Annotated in this window: 15 protein-coding genes; 10 read left to right on the top strand and 5 right to left on the bottom strand. The window is 56.4% G+C overall.

What is annotated here, in order from left to right; translation table 11 throughout:
- Positions 1-80 precede the first annotated feature (80 nt).
- From LAO21_05800 to LAO21_05790, 3 genes are all read right to left on the bottom strand, one after another.
- Complete coding sequence (locus LAO21_05800; protein ID MBZ5552213.1) at positions 81-1,247, bottom strand: IS4 family transposase; 1,167 nt, start codon at positions 1,245-1,247, stop codon at positions 81-83.
- A 1,191-nt stretch (positions 1,248-2,438) separates the two neighbouring features.
- Positions 2,439-2,957, bottom strand: a complete 519-nt coding sequence (locus tag LAO21_05795; GenBank protein MBZ5552212.1) for a transposase — start codon at positions 2,955-2,957, stop codon at positions 2,439-2,441.
- An 11-nt stretch (positions 2,958-2,968) separates the two neighbouring features.
- On the bottom strand, positions 2,969-3,313 hold the full coding sequence (locus tag LAO21_05790) for a hypothetical protein (GenBank protein MBZ5552211.1): 345 nt from the start codon (positions 3,311-3,313) through the stop codon (positions 2,969-2,971).
- A gap of 69 nt (positions 3,314-3,382) precedes the next feature.
- Here LAO21_05790 and LAO21_05785 point away from each other — a divergent pair, with 69 nt between their 5' ends.
- The 7 genes from LAO21_05785 to LAO21_05755 all read left to right on the top strand — a co-directional run bounded on the left by LAO21_05785 (position 3,383) and on the right by LAO21_05755 (position 13,612).
- Entirely contained in the window at positions 3,383-4,768 is a 1,386-nt protein-coding gene (locus LAO21_05785; protein MBZ5552210.1) for an IS4 family transposase, read from the top strand.
- Between the two features lie 99 nt (positions 4,769-4,867).
- Positions 4,868-5,581, top strand: coding sequence for an ATP-binding cassette domain-containing protein (locus LAO21_05780; GenBank protein ID MBZ5552209.1), 714 nt, complete (start codon positions 4,868-4,870; stop codon positions 5,579-5,581).
- 276 nt (positions 5,582-5,857) lie between these two features.
- Positions 5,858-8,275: an ABC transporter permease gene (locus tag LAO21_05775; GenBank protein ID MBZ5552208.1), complete on the top strand. Its 2,418-nt coding sequence runs from the start codon at positions 5,858-5,860 to the stop codon at positions 8,273-8,275.
- Between the two features lie 230 nt (positions 8,276-8,505).
- Complete coding sequence (locus tag LAO21_05770; GenBank protein ID MBZ5552207.1) at positions 8,506-8,811, top strand: hypothetical protein; 306 nt, start codon at positions 8,506-8,508, stop codon at positions 8,809-8,811.
- A gap of 1,071 nt (positions 8,812-9,882) precedes the next feature.
- A complete protein-coding gene (locus LAO21_05765) occupies positions 9,883-10,215 on the top strand; it encodes a PadR family transcriptional regulator (protein MBZ5552206.1) in 333 nt (110 codons plus the stop codon).
- Positions 10,208-12,925 carry an ABC transporter permease gene (locus tag LAO21_05760; protein MBZ5552205.1) on the top strand — a complete coding sequence of 906 codons (2,718 nt, stop codon included), beginning with the start codon at positions 10,208-10,210 and terminating at the stop codon, positions 12,923-12,925. Before LAO21_05765 ends, LAO21_05760 begins: the two co-directional genes overlap by 8 nt.
- A 153-nt stretch (positions 12,926-13,078) precedes the next feature.
- Positions 13,079-13,612, top strand: coding sequence for an isoprenylcysteine carboxylmethyltransferase family protein (locus LAO21_05755; GenBank protein ID MBZ5552204.1), 534 nt, complete (start codon positions 13,079-13,081; stop codon positions 13,610-13,612).
- Between the two features lie 208 nt (positions 13,613-13,820).
- On the opposite strand, the gene LAO21_05750 is transcribed toward LAO21_05755, so the two are convergent.
- The gene (locus LAO21_05750) at positions 13,821-15,002 is read right to left on the bottom strand and encodes a DUF1295 domain-containing protein (protein MBZ5552203.1); all 1,182 of its coding nucleotides are present in this window, start codon (positions 15,000-15,002) and stop codon (positions 13,821-13,823) included.
- Positions 15,003-15,492: 490 nt separating this feature from the next.
- Here LAO21_05750 and LAO21_05745 point away from each other — a divergent pair, with 490 nt between their 5' ends.
- The 3 genes from LAO21_05745 to LAO21_05735 all read left to right on the top strand — a co-directional run bounded on the left by LAO21_05745 (position 15,493) and on the right by LAO21_05735 (position 17,422).
- Complete coding sequence (locus tag LAO21_05745; GenBank protein ID MBZ5552202.1) at positions 15,493-15,882, top strand: hypothetical protein; 390 nt, start codon at positions 15,493-15,495, stop codon at positions 15,880-15,882.
- A gap of 90 nt (positions 15,883-15,972) precedes the next feature.
- The gene (locus LAO21_05740) at positions 15,973-16,548 is read left to right on the top strand and encodes a hypothetical protein (protein ID MBZ5552201.1); all 576 of its coding nucleotides are present in this window, start codon (positions 15,973-15,975) and stop codon (positions 16,546-16,548) included.
- Between the two features lie 184 nt (positions 16,549-16,732).
- A complete protein-coding gene (locus LAO21_05735) occupies positions 16,733-17,422 on the top strand; it encodes a hypothetical protein (GenBank protein MBZ5552200.1) in 690 nt (229 codons plus the stop codon).
- Positions 17,423-17,460: 38 nt separating this feature from the next.
- Here the strand turns inward: LAO21_05735 and LAO21_05730 are convergent, their stop codons facing one another.
- On the bottom strand, positions 17,461-18,579 hold the full coding sequence (locus tag LAO21_05730) for a saccharopine dehydrogenase NADP-binding domain-containing protein (GenBank protein ID MBZ5552199.1): 1,119 nt from the start codon (positions 18,577-18,579) through the stop codon (positions 17,461-17,463).
- Positions 18,580-18,757 lie beyond the last annotated feature (178 nt).

Raw genomic sequence — 18,757 nt, 5'->3', positions numbered from 1 at the left:
ACCCTGAGCCGCATGAATGTTGGTTCAAACTGTTGTGATTTTCGATTTTCAAGTTCAGGTCTCCCATTCTGCTGTCCCAGTTAGCGATAGGAAAATTCCAGTTGTTGGACAAGGGGAACCACCCCGGGTGGCGCTTCCAAGGGATGATCGATCCAGTGCCACAAGTTGCGATGCGTGAACAGGTTCAGCCGTAAGAGGGCCGACAAGTTCGAAAGGTGCCACCCCCATTGAGAGCGCAGCTGCAGGAACTTGAGGATCAAAATGGCAATCAGGGCCGTCCAAATCTGGATCTTGAGCGCGTTGGCGCTGGTCCCCACGAAGGTCTTGACCTTGAGATTTTGCTTCAGCGCTTTGAAAAACAACTCGATCTGCCAGCGATCTTTGTAAATGCGGGCGATGGTGGTGGCCCCCAGGGTCAGATGATTGGTCAGCAGCACCAGCACGTCCCCGGTCTCGGGACGAAGCACCTCAATGCACCGGAAGAAGTGGGGACACTCCTGATGACTTTTTGGACTCTTCCAGAAAATGATCTGGTCTTTGAGAATGGATCCCCGCTCCGGGACGGGTCGGTCTTCCGCGACCCCGTAATCAGCATTGCTTTTGAGTCGCGACACCAAGAAGACCCCCTCCTCGGTCCAACGACTGTAGAGGCGGTAATCGGTGAAGCCGCGATCCATGACCACAATCGTGCCCGCGTCAAAGTGGAGCGTGGAGGCGATGCGGCTTTCGTGCACCGCCCCTTCGGTGATGAGGGCAAAGTGCGGCAGATACCCCTCATGATCGAGCACCATATGAATCTTCACCGCTCCCTTGCTCCGACGAAAGCGCGCCCAATCGAAGACGCTGGCGCACAGATCAATGACGGTGGCATCCAGGCTGAGCAGCTGGTTGCGAAAGCGAAACTTCTTCGGGAAGGGGCCGCGCTGCCGACAGCGTTCCAGCAAATCCAGAAAAATCTGTTGATACAACTCCCAGGGACGATGAGCGTTGGCGTAAGCCAGAGTCGAGCGACTCGGTCGCGTGATCCCCAAGTGCGCCAGCTTGCCTTCGCAACTGGCCAACCCGTCGCAGATCTCCCGCAGCGATTGCGCCCGCCCCAACTGGCAGAACAGCATGGCCACGAACTGGCCCCAGCAGGTAAATCCCCGGGCATGCCGCTCGGCCCGGCTTTCTTGCACCCGGCGTTGAAACTCCCAACGCGGAAAAAGCTGGAGAAGTTGACTGAAAATGCTGCAAAATGTGTTCACGGTTGAGCCTCCGAATGAGAATTTGCAATCTTCCGGACTGCGAATCCATCATACGTGATGGCTCAACCCCTTTCATCTCAAAACCTAATTTGGACAAGAGTGACCCCAATCATTTTCGTCCTTCCTCGACCAGATTTTCATAGCACCCCGATTCATCGGGGTGTTCGCGGCTCTTCCTCTTCCGTTCTTTGAACCGATTTATCGGTTTCCTATGGTTGGATCGAGTCGCATACAGGATGGCCGCTTTTTCATTGCACTGGACCGCTCTTAGGAAACCGTTGAAAACGGTTCCCCTTTCATTCTCTTGAGCTCGTTGTCACCCCGATGAATCGGGGTGCTATGATGAATGGGGACCACGAATGGGGTCTTTCCGGGCTGTTGCTGAAATGGAATCGCCGGGTCGGCCCCGATGGATCGGGCCGGCCTACAACGCAGAATGTTGTAGGCCCGGTGCCCCCACCGGGCGTTCGAAGTTGTCCGATCAACGACTGGGAAAGCGAATTTACGACTGCTGTCGCCAGCGAGCCTGTACCTACAATCAAAACGTCGGCTGTCTTCATAAGCTCTGGTAACGTGGATGGGGCAAAGAAGGAGTCTGCCCGTGCCATCATAAAACAGAATAGATATTCTGTTGAAGAGATGCAAGATCAGAAAGCAAGCCGAGCGGGCCGGGTGGCGCACACATGCGCTTTTTGCATGTGTGCGGAATCTTCGGGAACATTGAGTCCCCTCAGAAGAACATCCGGCGACGTTATTGTTGGCACTTCAAAGCACCTCGCCACGCAGCATTGCGAGCTCGCCCAGCCAGGGGGGGGATCTCCACACCGCACACATGCCAACAACGCATGTGTGCGCCACCCGACCAAATCGCACACATCACAAAAAACATGATGTATGCGCCACCCGGCCCGTCCCAGGGGAGAGCTCCGCACCGCACACATGCCAACAACGCATATGTGCGCCACCCGGGGGAATCAAACGCGCGAATGCGCCGATAGGTGCTGCACGTGATGTAGTGAAGATTGCTCTCTTCATAAAAGCGGCGGAGTTTGGACATGATGATCATTCGCGGGCGAAGGGTCTAAAAAACAAGGGAGTAAAAACACTAGCAGGGGCTGGGTTGTCGCATCGCACACATGCAAAGAGCGCATGTGTGCGCCACCCGACACCCGGCCCCGCTGGCCTTCGAATTCATTCCACACGATCCATCGCTAGCAAACTCGCGTCCCCCAGATAATAAAACCGCCAACTGGACCAGGGCCAGTCCCCCGGCTCATTGACCAGTCGTCGCTTCACGGGATTGGCGTGCATGTAATCGAGTTTTTCCAAACGCTTTTTCTCACTGTAAATATTCATGTCAAAGAAGCGGCGTTGCCAGACGCGGTATTGAGAGGGTCCATGGAAAGTGGGAGGCAACGTAAATCGCGAAAGGGTCTTTTGACACCAGGCAAATTGTGGGTTTTCTTTGAGCTGATCCAAGACAAAGAGGGCGGTCCGTTCTTTGAAGCTTTGCATGATTCTTGAAGGATCGGCTATCGGGGACGGCCAAATCAACATGTGGAAATGTTCCGGCATCAGCACCCAACCGACCAGCTTGAACTCCAGTTCCGACCGCAATTCGCGGAGGATGTCGACAAAGGCAAACTTGAAGCGCTCGGAATCAAACGCGCGAATGCGCCGATAGGTGCTGGAATATGGGGTCAGATCCAAATGGTGCTTAGTTAAGATGGCGGGTATCCCCTGTTCCGCTTGGTCACCGAAGGAGTTATGGCGCGGATGATTTGCTCGGACAGTTGACGCAGGCGTGCCAGGCGTTGCTCCAGTTGGGAGTTTCGCCGGATGGCCGCTTGGATGATCTGGGACTGCTCCGCGGTCAGCGCCTGAGTGACGGTCTTGTTGTCGATTTTGCGAGTCCACAGGTAGTACGGCCCGTAGGGAATCGAGACGCCACGGACCGTTCGGTGGAGATAGCGTTTGACGACGCTGCCTTGAAGCACGTACCCCGGAGGCGGAATCGCCGCCGCCTGCTGATTGAACCCTCGGATCAACTGATGGAGTCGACTCATGGATTTCTCCTTGCCACAGAATACTATAAGTATATATACTGATAGTATCACTCGTCAAGGGGGTGCCCCATGGGAGGATCCACCGCAGGGCTCCGCGGTTTTCAACGACGCCTGGCCGCCGAGTCGGTCTCGAACTTGGCCGGGGTCCTGGGGCGTTGGATCCCCGCCCGACAGCACCAGTGCCTCCGCCGCTGCGGCCGACGGCGGCGTCTCTTTCCCCCCCTGGCGACGTTTTGGAACTTTCTGGCACAGGTGCTCTCCCCGCCCCAGCCCTGCCGGGAAACCGTGCGGCAGATTCAGGCGAGACGGCACGCGCGCCGCCTAGCCGCGATCTCTTCGTCCACCGGCGCCTACTGCCAAGCCCGACGCCGCTTACCGGAAGCGGTTCTGGAACCGATCTGGCCGGAGGTGGCCCACGCCTTGGCCGCTACCGCCTCCCCCGCCATGCACTGGAAGGGGTATCGGGTCGGGGTGGTCGACGGGACCACCGTCAGCATGCCCGACACTGCCCAGAACCAAGCGGTTTGGCCTCAATCCTCAACCCAAAAGCCCGGGTGTGGGTTCCCCCTGATGAAGGTGTTGGGCCTCTTCTCCCTGGCCACCGGCGCGGTGCACGCCGTGGTCACCGCCACGCTCCACCAGGGCGAGCATGCATTGTTGGTGGATGTGTGGAAGACCCTTACCGCCGACTTCGATCTCTTGCTCGGGGATCGCCAATTCGGTTCCTTTGCCACCTTCGCGGCTTTGCAGCTCAGTGGACGGGAGGGGGTCTTTCGGCTCCATTACGGTCGCCGCGTGGACGGGCGCACGGGACGGCGCTTAGGCAAGTCCGATCGGCTCTTGACTTGGCCTCAGCCCCCCAAGCTCGCCTGGTGGCTCCCGCAGCCGATTCCCGATGCCCTTGCCGTCCGCGTGCTGAAAGTCTGCGTCCCCATCCCCGGCTTCCGAACCCGCGTCCTCTTCCTCGCCACCACGCTGCTCGATCCCCAGCGCTTTCCGGCCGACGCCCTCGCCGAACTCTATCGCCGCCGCTGGCAGGTCGAACTCTGCTTCCGCGACATCAAAACCGTCCTGCACCTGGACGTGCTGCGCTGTCTCAGTCCCGACATGATTCGCCGCGAGCTGCACATGCACCTCATTGCCTACAACCTGATCCGCGCCCTCATGCTCGAAGCGGCCCTCCTCCACGGCACCGAGCTCCGCCGCCTCAGCTTCAAAGGAACCTGTGACACCCTGCGCCAGTGGGCTCCCCATCTGGCCTTCGTCGCCGCCCACCCCGCCCTCTGTCGTCGCCTCTATCGCGCTCTGCTCCACACCCTCGCCCGCGATGTCCTCCCGTATCGCCCCAACCGATCCGAACCTCGCGCCGTCAAACGACGACCCAAAAACTATCATCTCCTCACGAAACCGCGTCACTTGATGGGAAATCTCCCCCACAGGAATTACCCGAAATGAGTCCCTTATCTAAGCGCCATTCGGGTCAGATCCGGACTAATGGACAATTGCAAGTTTGCTCACTCATAAGCGCGCTGATCTGATCCCAGCAGTTTTCATTTGTCCATTTGTCCGGATCTGACCCCATATTCTTTCTATGACCGCCGAGAAAAACGAGGCATAGACAATGTTTCGTTTATCCTGAAAACGGGAGAACACATTGCCGTGATAGCAGAGACTGGTAAGGGAAAATCCACTATCGCGTGGTTACTTCTCGGTTATGATGTTCCTCAAAAAGGACAAATCCTTTTCAACAGACGGGAATATACTTCGTTCAGTCTCGAATCCATCCGAAGTCATCTCGGTCTCGTCCCACAGGAGCCCACCCTTATGTGCGGAAGCCTGTTGGACAACGTATCATTTTTCAGAACGAGCGCCGATTTGAACTGGGTGGGTAATTTGATTAATTGGTGTTGCCTTACGGAGACTGTCGAGCGGTTTCCGAACGGGCTCAATACGAATGTCTTTGAGGCAGGAACTGGAATTTCGGGGGGTGAAAAGCAGCGGATTGCAATAGCACGAGCTTTGTTTAGCCGGCCAGATTTTCTGATCCTGGACGAAGCAATGTCAGCTATGGATCCCGAGACCGAAACCAAGCTGATGGACAATCTGATGGACCTACCGTGGAAGCCAGCCGTCCTTTTGTTTACGCATCGCTACGCGCATTTGAGCAAATGTGATAAGGTTATTAACTTGAACATCGATCGAATCCCACCAGGCGAGGAAGTCCCCTTGAGCTCGGGAGAACCAGGAATTAGCTCGAACTATCCATGAGTCGGTCAAACAACAAATTTCTGGATACTTTTAGAGCGACAAATGACAAGTACAGAACCCATCGTATAGGGATGTTTGACGAGTCAAGATAACAACTATAGTATCTTTCGTTCCCAATCCGCTTTGAAAGCCTCTCGTCGTGCGTGTTGATCGTAAGCAGGGGAGTTCTTAGGAGGCACGATGTTATTGATGAAAGTGAATGAGGCATTGCATTGGTATACCAATGTCGAGAGATCTATAAACAGATGAGTGCCGAAACATCGGAGGAAGGGTTCTATGAGCGGCTTTCTATCCGACCTGCGGTTCGCGATCCGCATTTGCCTGAAACAACCCACTGTAACGATTTTAGCCGTTCTCTGTCTTGTCATTGGCGTTAGCGCAAATTCAGTGATCTTTAGTCTTGTGGACGGTCTCTGGATGCGACCGCTTCCTGTGGTTCGACCTGCCGAATTAATTAAGATCCGAACATCCATCAAAGGAAGACCAACAGGGACGTCGTATTCTGACTTCGAAGATTTCAAAAACAATACTAAACTGCTTACTGGAGTGAGTGCGAGTACACGTTACGGTGCTGTCCTGAGCGGAGACCCAGAGAATGAAATAGCCGTGACAACGGTTGCCAGCGAGAACTATTTTTCTGTACTAGGAGTAAATGCCATGTTTGGGCGTGTTTTTAGCACTCAAGACGTGAAGTCACAAGATCCCGTGTCCGTGATGAGTAATGCCTTTTGGCGGCGACGATATGGAGGAGACCCGATGGTCATCGGGAGCCGGGTTCTCTTGAACGGTGTTAGCGTTACAGTGCTTGGCATAGCGCCTCGTGAATTCCGGGGAGTCGATCCATTTATTGACATAGATTTCTGGATCCCAATCACATCCTGGGCCACAATTCGACCGAGGGAGGCGAAGACATTTGTCGATCGTAACAACAGGGAATTTGATGTCATTGGACGATTGCAGCCAAACGTATCAATTGAGCAGGCTCAAGCGGAGTTGGAGACCCTAGCGCATAACTTAGAGCTGGCTTTCCCTTCGACCAATAGACAGTGTAGCGTTGTGGTTCGAAGTCTACGCAAGGACCTTAGCAAGGAACCATTTATAATGCTGGCTATCGTGGCTTTGATTCTGGTCACTGCGTGTGGCAATGTGGCGAACCTGCTGCTGGCTCGTGCCGAAAAACGCCGTCACGAGATCGCGGTCCGCCTAGCGTTGGGCGCCAGTCGTTATCGAATTTTACGTCAGCTACTCACGGAGTGTATCCTGCTTGGGGTCTTCGGAACCGCTATTGCGCTGCTGTTTGCTTGGTGGCTAATCGCGCTGTTGCCATCAGTCGTCATTCCGCCTTCCACTCATCGAACTGGTTATCAGTTTTTGCTGGATGGCCGTGTGGTTACTTATACATTGCTCACAAGCATGATTACAGTCCTCGTATTTGGCCTCATTCCTGGCGTCAGAGCATCCCGCTTGGATCTAATGACGGTACTAAAGAGCGACAGCGGCGCTACATTCAGTGGAGCGCGAGCCCCTTTGCGCAACCTCGTGGTGATTTGTCAAGTCACACTGTCGGTCGTTGTCCTCTGCTGCTCCGCGTTGTTGGTCAAGACGTTCCTCGTCGGTTTGAACCTTGATCTTGGTTTTCAGCGCAAGGACATGTTGATTGTGCCCACCTATACGCCTTACAAACCAGAGCAAGCCCATGCATTCTTCGGCGATCTTGTGGAGAGAGTTCAAACGCTTCCCGACGTCAAGCAAGTAACCCTGGCCGCACATCCGCCAATGTCGCTGTCAGAAGGGGGCACTTCGATCCGCGTTTCGATCCCGGGCTATTTCGCTCCAGACGGGGCAACCAAGTTTTCAATCAAAGACTTGGTAGTTGCTCCCAACTACTTCCACGTTTTCGGTATACGATTCCTCCAAGGTCGTGACTTCACTCAACAGGATACCGGAGTCAGCACCAAGGTCGCAATCATTAATGAAACCATGGTCCGGCGTTTTTGGCCAGACGAAGACCCGATCGGTAAGACCATCCAAGTCCATGGGAACGAATCAAACGATGATCGCGAGGTCGTAGGTGTGGTGAGGGATTCTAAGATCAACTACCCGGACGAACCACCAGAGCCTTATATTTACCTCCCGTTGTCTCAAACTAACCAAAATTCCATGAGCCTAATTATTGAAGCCGCAGGGGATCCTTTGGTGTTTGCGGCACCCGTGAAGGCTCAGATCAAGGCACTCGATAAAACAGTTCGCGTCTATGATGTCTGGACCATGCGAAACCTCCTCCGTTACCACTTCTTTGATCGTGAGGAATCGGCCACGGTCGTCGGGATTCTCGGAATAATCGGGCTTATTCTAACCGAAATAGGGTTGTACGGCATCGTCTCCTACTCAGTGACGCGCCGCAGGCATGAGATAGGTCTGCGTATGGCGCTCGGAGCATCTAGCTCAGATGTCTTGTCTCTAGTGCTTTTGCATGGCCTTCGCCTCACGGTAAGCGGGATCGCTTCGGGTCTTCTGCTCGCGACTGCAACCACACCATTTCTCGCCCGGATGCTGCACGGCTCCAACCCACGGGACCCAGCTACATTAATTGGTGTTGCGATTCTAATCGTCATCACGTCCTTAGTCTCGAGCTACTTCGCCGCCAGAAAAGGCTCAAGATTGAAACCAATGGAGGCCTTGCGGCACGAATAATTCGATGAATGTCTTCCATTCCCCCTTCCCATAGAATCGTTCACAGTGTGATCACCGTTCTCCAACCCTCCCAAGTCGAGTCACCACCAGGAGCGGCACTGTAAAAATCACGGTGCCGCTTTCTGGTTTGCCCGAACTGGTTAAGGCATGCCATCGTGTCGATCGAATTGGTCGTTACAACCGGTAAGGATGAAACCGAACAATTCAATTCTTTAAAAGGAGGAACTTCGATGCGCCGGTTAATTCTTCTTCTTGTAGCAGCGTTGCTCCTGGCTACGATCGCCGTCTACGCCCAGGACATTGCATGCACACCCACCGTTCCCCTCAAGAGGCAGCACCGTACCAACCTCAAGCATCGCGACCCCGCCGCTTCCAATGTAGATGTAAATAAAACCAGTGTCGCCAAAATGCTGAAGTGGGCGCCTCCGGAAGATGTCAGCACTCCCCAGAGAAGAAGACTCGATGCGATATTGACAGGAAGAGAATCACAGGTCTTTACGCTGGAAGGAGACCTTTGGAGGGCAAAGGTTGCATAGCATGAGGGGGTCGGACCAAGCTAAGTTGTTTTAAGAAGAGAGGATAATTTCAAAAACCGGGTGTTTTTAGGGCCTAAACGGGCCTTTTCGCCCTCAATATTGTCCCCGTTGGCCGCTTCGTCCTAGCCGATCCTGCTCCCGGCGCCATGCCCGACGAGTCCGAATCTCGCAATCGAGTATACGCCCGGATCCCAGCTGCCCGCCATGCTTGGACGATCCACTCGTTCGGAACGAATTCGATGGGTCGTCCCGTGACATACGCGCGGCGTTGGATCCGGGCGGACCGTGCGGCCTGCAGGAAAGAGCCCGGGATCCCAAAGAACGGGATCCCGGCTACCAAACCTAATCCCCCCACCGGAAGGTGGGGGATTCTTCAGTCCCAGCCTACCGACAGCCCCTCCTCGACACTCAAATCCCCCCACCGGAAGGTGGGGGATTGTTCAAATCCAGCCTTTCGCGAAGACGAGAGTCAAGTCTCCCGCTCCCAGGCAGGGAATCTAGAAAAACAAGTTCTGGATTCCTGTGACAGAGGTGGGACTTGAAGGATCCCCCAACTACCGTTGGGGGGATTTAATCCGAGAACTGGAAGGCTCAGTAGGCTGAACCGGAACGATCCCCCGACTTCCGTCGGGGGTATTATCTTGGGGGGCGGGGTGGCGCACACATGCGCTCATGGTCCCGCCGCGCGGGATGCGGCCTTCTTTGAGGGACGGCTCGTCACGAGGCTAGAGCGAATCGACTCTTCACCGCACACCCCGATAGATCGGGGTATGCGCCACCCGCCACCCGCCACCCGCCTTCAGAGTTCCTTCCTCTCTTGGGGCGATCCCCACCCAGGGTAGGCCGCAAGGCGGCCAACCCTGGGCTATTGAAGACTTCCCCTTCGGGGAAGCGGATCAATCTCCATCTCAATTTCTTAACTAAGCGCCATTCAGGTCTAAATTTTCAATTCTTCTCCTCCATAAATACCACAATTGAGAATTCGGACTTGACCCGAATTGTTGGTTTGCCCGGTTGACCGCATCAGCGTCAGCATGATATACGTTATTACGACATATGACATACACATCTATGCTGAAGCGGGAACTCAAGAAAGGGAGCACCGAACTTCTCACGCTTTCGTTGCTCGAAGAGCGACGGCGACACGGCTATGAAATCCGCAAGTTGATCGCGGCGCGTTCCGGCGACGTCCTGTGCCTCCACGTCGGTTCCCTCTATCCTGTTTTATACCGCCTGGAATCCCGCGGCCTGATCCAGGGACGCTGGGTTGAAAAGGCGGGAGAGCGCCGGCGACGCTTCTATGGGATTACTCCGGCCGGGCGCAAGGTGCTGGCCGCGCAGCGGGGCATCTGGCAGCAATTCGCAGCGGCCATCAATCGCGTCACGAGGTTGAAGCATGCCTGATTGGCAGAAGATTCTCCGCGCACGGCTGGCCCTGCTCGCGCTTCCCCCCGAGCGGGAGGCGGAGGTCATCGAGGAACTTGCCCGTGACCTCGAGGAGTCCTGGGCCGCCGCCAAGGCTGCGGGGGCCGACGAGCAGGAGGCCATGGCCGCGGCCCTCGAGGAACTGGGTGACCAGAACCTCCTGGATCGCGATATCACGCGCGCCGTTCGGACTTCGCTCGTCGGGACGGTGGCGCAGGCCTCGAGGGCCGCCGAACGGAATGCGCCGCTTGGAACATCCGCGAGCGGCAGCAAGGTGAGAGACTTCATCCAGGACCTCCGTTATGCAGTACGTTTGATGATCAAGGCCCCGGGACTCGCCGCGGTCGCCATCTCCATTCTCGCGCTCGGTATTGCCGCCAATATCGCCATTTTCAGCGTGGTCAATGGCGTCCTTTTGAAGCCGCTTCCCTATCGCGATCCGGGCCAGCTCATGATGGTGTGGGCAAAGAACCCGAAAGGCATACCGCGGAACCAGGTGTCGGCGCCCAATTTCCTCGACTGGAAGAACCGTAACCGCGCCTTCGAAGACATGGCTGCATTTACAGGCGAGGACTTTACCCTGACGGGCCTGGGTGAACCGGAGAGACTGCCCGGAGTCATCGTCTCGCCCAACCTGTTTTCAGTCCTGGGCATCGGGCCCGCAATCGGAAGAGTCTTCCTTGGCGACGAGGGCCGGATGGGCGGCGCCCAGGCCGTTATTCTCAGCTATGGACTCTGGCAGAGGCGGTTTGGAGGAGACCCTGCAGTCCTCGGGCGCAGCATTACGTTGAACGGCCACCCTCAGGTCGTGGTCGGTGTGATGCCGCGCGAAGAATCATTCCTTGTCGATGGCATTCAAATTTGGGCGGCATCGGATTTCGGCGATCTTCGTGAAAGCCGTGCCGCCAATCGGCTGCAGGTCCTCGCCCGGCTGAAACACGGCATCACGCAGGCCGAGGCACAAGCGGAAATGGACGCCATCGCAGCCCATCTGGCCGGCGAGTATCCAAAGACAAACAAGGATTGGGGGGCGACGGTGATCACCCTTGAGGAGCAGGTCACCGGGGAAGTCCGCCCCTCCCTCCTCATTCTGCTGGGCACCGTGGGCCTGTTTCTGCTGATCGCCTGTGCAAACGTCGCCAACCTGCTGCTGGCCCGCGCGATCTCTCGCCAGAAGGAAATTGCGGTGCGCGCCGCGATGGGCGCAAACCGGGGGCGCATCTGCCGGCAACTCCTGACCGAAAGCCTCTTCCTCTCGGTCCTCTCCGGGTCGCTGGGGGTCTTCCTGGGTACATGGGGGATCCGCTTGCTTTTGAAGCTGAAACCCGAAAACCTGCCGCGCTCCTCCGACATCGGAATTGATCTCACCGTGCTGGCCTTTACCCTGCTGGCCACCCTCCTCACAGGACTGCTCTTCGGCCTTGCGCCCGCCATCCATGCCCTCTCCCTGGACATGAATTCGGAGCTGAAGCAGAGCGGGCGGCATGCGGGTGAGGCGGGGCGGGCATCGAAGCTGCGTCGAGCCCTCCTGATGGCGGAGGTGGCGCTCGCCGTGATTTTGCTGAACGGCGCGGGCTTGCTGATCCATAGCTTCTTGAAACTCACCCATGTGAATCCGGGCTTTGAGGCAGAGAACGTTTTGACGATGGACATCACCCTGCCCTCCTCGAAATACCAGGCCTCGTCGCTCCAGGCGGAATTCTTCGACGACCTCCTGCGACGGCTCCAGACCATCCCCGACGTCTACTCTGCGGCCGGAGTCTTTCCCGCTCCTCTCGCCGGTGGGATCGGTTTCCTGCGCTTCGGATACTCGATCGAGGGCCGAACCGCCGAAGTCACGGGGCCGTCGGACCGCGTCTATGTCCGCTGGGTCACCCCGGGGTACTTTCAGACGATGGGGATTCCATTGCGCGCCGGAAGGGATTTCGATTCCCACGACAGCTCGGGCTCTCCGCTGGTGGTCGTGATCGACGAGACACTCGTGAGACGGGACTTTGCGCGTGAGAATCCACTCGGGAAACAGGTCATGCCGAGTTTTGGGCCCCGTGTGTGGCGTCGGATTGTGGGTGTCGTCGGAGGTGTCCACCAGACGGCGCTCGATGTTGACGCCGGGCCGCACCTCTATCTCCCCTATCCCCAGATGCCTTTGAGCGACATGACCGTCGTTGTCAAAACGCGCTCCGATCCGCGGGCGTTGGCCGGGGCTGTGAAGGCCCAGGTTTTCGGCATTGATCCCGATCAGGCGGTCTCGAACCTCGCGCCGATGGAGGAGCGCCTCGCCAAGTCAGTCTCCTTCAGAAGATTTAGCGTGGTGCTCCTGGGATTGTTTGCGGCGCTGGCACTCCTGATCGCCGCGGTCGGCGTCTATAGTGTCATGATTCACTCGGTCAGCCGGCGGACCCATGAGATGGGCGTCCGCATCGCGCTCGGGGCGAAGCCGCGCGATCTTTACCGACTTGTGATCGGCGATGGGATGTTGATTGTTGCGGTGGGCGTGGGCCTCGGCGTGGTGGGCGCTTTGGCCCTGATGCGGCTGCTGACGGCACTGCTCTACGGCGTGAGCCCGAGTGATCCCCTGGCAATGCTGACATCGGGAGTTGCCCTGGCCGCTGCCGCGATCGCGGGTTGCTACTGGCCCGCCCGACGCGCCACGCGCGTCGATCCCACCCAGGCTCTGCGCAGTGAATGACGTGCGCTCGGAAATGGATGGCGTCAGCTCGGGACAATTGGACAATTGCAAGTTTACTGACTCATAAAGGTGCAGATCTGATCCCAGCGATTTTCATTTGTCCATTTGTCCCGATCCGACCCCATATTCACCAAGAGAGTTCTGATAACCCCGATGCTCTCAGCAGTCCTTATTGCAGTCGGATCGATCCCAGTGCTCTGGATCTCGAGGCGTTCCCTGCTCAGACCGGTATCGTTCGGCTTCTATCGCTTCTTCGCGGTGGAATCGATCCTCGCCTTGATCGTCCTCAATGCTCCGGAGTGGTTCGCTCATCCCCTTACAGCCCGGCAGCTGGTGTCCTGGCTGTTGCTTCTGACCTCAGTGGTCACGGTCATCTCGGGATCTCTGACGCTGCGTCGTCTAGGTCAACCGGTCAGTCAAGGCTCCGCTGACTTCATGACTACCAACCTCGTCACGACTGGTCCTTACCGCTACATCCGGCACCCGCTCTATGCGTCGCTTCTGTTCCTTGCGTGGGGCACCCTCCTCAAAGCCGTCACTCCATCGACCTTAATACTGGTCAGCGTAGCGACCGTGGCTCTCATCGCCACAGCAAAAGCTGAAGAGGTGGCGACGATCCGTCAGTTCGGCCAAGCTTATCGCGACTACATGGCTCGCACCCGGCTCTTTATCCCTTTCGTTTTCTGATTGCTGGGGCGCAGCCTAACGAATAACCAGGGCCGGACTGTAACATTGAACCACTGAGCATTGCATAGCCGAAGGTGCATTACTTGCCCTGATTTGTGACATAGTCACCCGTCCCAAATTGACAGGCATTGTCGCAGCGATCTCTGTTTGTCCATCGTTCCGATTTGACCCTCTCCATCCTCCCCGTGGTCACCGTCAATTACGAATATCAGAATGCAGGGGTGGGCACCTTCCCCCAAGCGGTCTCGACGGGGAGAGTTTTGGCATCGAGGACCTTGAGGCTGTGGACATCCAGATCGACCATGAAATCGGGCGTCCGAACGGCATTCACCGCAAACGCATCGGCTGACTCGGTGACAACGACGCCGGACACCTTAAGGAAAATCAATCGCCTCACCGAACGAGCCGCCATGCTGTGCTCTGAATTAAGTGCCGGGTCGAAAACGGAATGTTGTGCCCCTCCCAGGTGGCCAAAGGGATGAAACACCCAATCGGTAAACCTGCCGATGGAGTGATGGCGTTTGTAGAGCTGCCAATCGCCCCCCGTGTCGGCGATCAGTCCCTGCATGACGTAGTTGGTCGGCAGGAAATAGGCAAGGTATGACTCGTTCTCCTTCAGTCGGGATCGAACTGCGTCCACCTTGAGGATCTCCGCCATCCGGTGCTCGATCATCGGCTCATCTTCGGGCAGTACCGCCAGGGCAACCACGTTCGAGCCTCTCCAAAGAGGGAGATGCCTCACCGTGTACTGCCGCAGGAGAAAGGCCCCTCCGATGGCGCAGATTGCAATAATGACAAACAGTGTCGCTTTGCCCGCGACCGTTGGGAAGGCGATGGAAACCTCAAGCCGTTTCGGCAGAAACGTTCCCGTTCGCTCCATGTATTCGCGGTAGGTCTCCGGGTACTGCCCCACCATTCGCCGCTCCTCGTCTTTGGACAACGCGTAGTAGACCAAAACCATCACGAGCCACAAAACAACAACGATGAACCTGGGCCAAAGAATGGCAAGGCCGGCGCCGGCAATGGAGAGAGCCAAGTACTGGGGATGCCTGATCCAGCGATACAGCCCTTTCAGAACAGCGCCTCTCTTAAGAAACTTGTTCGAATACACCTGGATGGCACAAACCAAGAAGATGACGATGCCAAGCAGAAACAACACCGAACCCATCACGCGCACGGCTTTGAGTGGCCCATTGGGTGGCACAACCATATGAGTGAAGAAGAAAGAACTGAGCCACTTCGTCGCCCGGTATTTCGATAATCCCAGGAGAATCGGATTAAACGCCGAATAGAAGAAGCCGGCGAAGGGGCTGATCATGATCAGGATTTCAAAGCAGATGACAAAGTAGAGGACGATAGCGCTGTTCAAAATTGCTTTTGTCTTACGCATGTTCAGGACCTCCCGAAGAAGAGGCAGTTGGGGGCATAGCATTCACAGCCTGTCTTCCCTTCCGGTTCTCTTGGTGAGAGGGGAAAGTACGCCCACCTGCGCAAACTCTCGCGGCAGCAGCCCGAATCTGTCGTCATATTATAAGGTGTCAGTGCTGACGCCAGGGAGACGGGCTAGTTCCCCGGAGGGCATCGAGGTCTCCTCTCGATTTGAGCTTACACCCTGGAATCGATTCCAGGGTCAAGCAAAAAAAATGAAGGGGGCAGATCGGGACATCTGGACAATTGGAGATCCCCGGAACAATGGACATTTAAGCTCTGTTCTGTGAGAATGGCAGAGAGCTGGATGATGCGCCCATTTTCACATAAGTAACGCTCGCATTGTCCAGTGTCCCGGTCTGACCCCCTCTACCCTATGCTCTGTCCCTATGTCGTTTGCGTTGCAGGAGACTTGAATGGCTGACTTATTATCCTCTGGGCATGAGTCTAACTTGGTGGAACACCGGCGTGACGATGAACCGCCCGCGGTTGTAGCCAAACTCGGGTGGCGTTATCATCACATCGGCATACCTACCTCTCTTCCTCGTGCGAATGAAACCTATATTGCACAGTTCAAGATGTATGTTTCGGGGTTTAATCGCAGCCCGTATGGCATTGAATGGATGCGATTTGAGCCGGACAGCCCCTTGCCGGAGATAATCAGAACCGTGCCTCACATTGCCTTTGAGGATGATGATCTTGATGCAGCCCTTCGAGGTCAGGAAATGATCTACCCGCCCGGTTCCCCTTCTGATGGAGTGCGCACGGCCATGATTGTTCACAACGGGGCTCCGGTCGAGTTGATCACGTTTCTCAAGAACCCATCAGAAACCGGGACATGACACTTCCATGGGCTTTTTATTTACTTCGCAGGATGAATGACCAGGATCTGACCGCACCATTTTAGACGCGTCGAGATCCGAGGAGGCCAAATGTATCTAAAGCGAGTGACTGCCGTTATTGCAACTTTGCTGGCGCTGAGCACTCCGCCGTCGGCGTCAGCCACCCGACCTGTGACGCACCAGTTCGATCTCGACTCCACAAGAAGCACCTATCCATTCGTCATGCGTCTCCAGGGCACGATGGAGCTTCGGGGCGACTCGATCTTGGTGGAGCTCAAGAACGGCTTGGTGCGCAGTGCGATTCCCCCGGATCTGGGCGAGGAGGGTGTTGCGCGCGATATCCAGATTGCGCTCGGCCTCGGCGAGACGATCGAAAATGGCTGGCAGATGAGCCATGACACCGCGGCTCAGGTTGTAGCCGCGAGCTTGTCTCCCGGCGAGATGCGGTCTCTCGGTCCCATGCATTTTGTGGTGACGGGCATTTCCAAAGTGCCGTCGCGCGATCAGTGGTTGGCCGCCCGGCTCACCGTCAGCCAACACTTGCCAGGACTCCCCGCCGGGCTGCTATCAAGCTATGCTTGCTCCGAGGACAACCTGCTCGGCGCAACTGCGGCATCGCGAGAACGGGCCAAGCAGATGCGGGCAACGTACTCCAAGACATGTTAGCAAGTTTGAATCGAGAGCCCGACCTTAGAGATACTTGGGGTCTCTGCAGGCTGTTGCGGAAATCAATTCGCCGGGTCAGCCCCGATGAGCCATCGAGGCCTCACCGGGCACTCTCGGGTTTGAGCAGCAGCCCGTCCCGGTCTGTCCCGACCGTGTTCTTCGTTGGTGGAGAGGAGATATGCCTATGGAAGTGGATGGTGAGGCAAAGGCGATACCGCCTAGAAAACAACACCGGTTCAAAGGTTTCCTTATCGCCTTGGTTGTATTCGCTGTATGGATATGGGGGTTGAACTGGATGTTCTCACATTTTGCTTTAGAGAGCTACTTCACATGGTATGTCAAAAACGGAACAATGATCAGCATCGTGACCGCATTGTTTGCGGTGGCGTGGGAAGGGCTCGAGGCGCATAAAGGCTTACTCTCTTGGCATCCCTTCCAGTTCCTGGCGTCCTGTAGTGCTCTTGCCGCAGTGGTCTTTGAGGCAATCGCAGTAAATCTTGCAGGTCCCCTGGATGGGGTAAAGCAGCGTGCAGACGATTCTGTTTCCATTCTGGAGGCCCTCTGGGACTCAGCGTTTGCCCTCATGATGGATCTGCTGTTGGCTCTTGCTGTGCTAGGTTGGCTTTTGGTTATCGCGCCTCTCTTCTACCTGCTTACCCTATTAACAGGAGCTCCAGCGAGGCGAGAAATTCGAGGTACCGGTCGAAGGCTAATAGTCCAAACGGAAGGGTTTAACACCACCATAACAGATCAACCCTCTTCGGCAGAGATTCCGAAGGGTTCGATTGATGTCTCTTTTGGAGCACATCCATTTGCCCTGACCAATGCGCTCACTGCAGCCGTGCTATTTTTGTTGAAAATGATAATAAAATGAGCAAGAAAATAGCCGGGGTCAGGCCGGATACTGGACAATTAGAGATCTCCGACCGAATCGAATCGCTCGGTCAGCTCGACTCCGGCTTTTCGCAGCTCTGCGACGAAGGCAACTGGATCCACCGCATCAGCCAGGAAGTGGACGCCGGCGCGGACGGCTTTACCCTCCGAAACCATGCGGGCGGCCGTGGCCATCGCCACTCCATGAATCCAGTAGTCGCGGCGTTCCTTGTAGACGATTTGAGTCGTTAGGATTACCCTGCGTCCTTGAGAACGCCCAAGTATCCGAGCCGCGACAAAGCCGTCCACGGGCAGACGGTTTCTATGAAATACATTCCGGAGCAAGGGAACACACCAACCTTCAGGGAGAGGCACCAGGGCCATCAGAGTTGTGGCAATGACCGTCCGAAACCCCGACAGGTACGTGAATGTGAAGACGTCAATATCATCAAGCCGACGGCCCACTTCTGCCAGTTCGGGAGTAGAGAACATGCCGAAACGGCCGGCGCCGACAGGGTCACCCAAATCGACGCGGCGGAAGGCTTCCGATATTTTGGCGTGTGTCCACCCGCCTTTGTGGAAGTAGCCAGCCCTGCGGAGCCCGGACTGGCGGATATACCAGGCCCCGTCTCGCAAAGCATTGGTGGACCATTCGCCCGAGTCGCCGAAATAAACCGTCAACGAATCGATCGCATCCATCCGGACTCTCGCCTGGGCGTCCGCGTAGGCAGGCACAAGCTCGCTCAGGCCCGGCATCCACCCCGCCGAGACGACGAACGACAATTCTAAATCTTCAATCTCACGGCTGTGAGGAAGCATGCGTTCCTTCACCATCGACATGCCGGCGGCATCGATGTAGTGACAATGCCTACGAAAGGCCGCCTGAGCGACCCGATCCTCGAGCACCCTGACAGGCCCGGCGCAGTTGACGATAATTGAACATCGGCCGCAAAAGTCATCCAAAGAGTAAGGATCGAGGGTGTCGATCTGCACCGCGGACACCCTGCCGTCGAATCCGGCGGCCAGACCTTTCCCCTTGTCCGGGTCCCGTCCACCCATTAGAATCCCGCCCTCGGAGGACTTCCAAAGTTCGGACACAACGACTCTTCCGGTGGCCCCGTAGCCACCGACAATTCCGAACGTCACGGATCGAGTCATGGATCAACCCTTCAGCCCACAGAGATTGGGATAAATCACGTTGCCGCTGGGTTCTCAGTTCCGGTAAGGTGGGATTCTCATCAAGAATCGCGGAGTCAGCATTTTCGAGGATTGGTCAGTGAGATGTGCAGCAGACTGTCGTTCACTTGCTTTGCTCCTCCTGGCCTTGTCACTAATC

The organism is Terriglobia bacterium, assembly GCA_020073085.1.
Taxonomy (GTDB): domain Bacteria; phylum Acidobacteriota; class Terriglobia; order JAIQFV01; family JAIQFV01; genus JAIQFV01.
The sequence above is the reverse complement of the archived record's forward strand: the minus strand, read 5'-3'. Positions and strand labels throughout refer to the sequence as shown.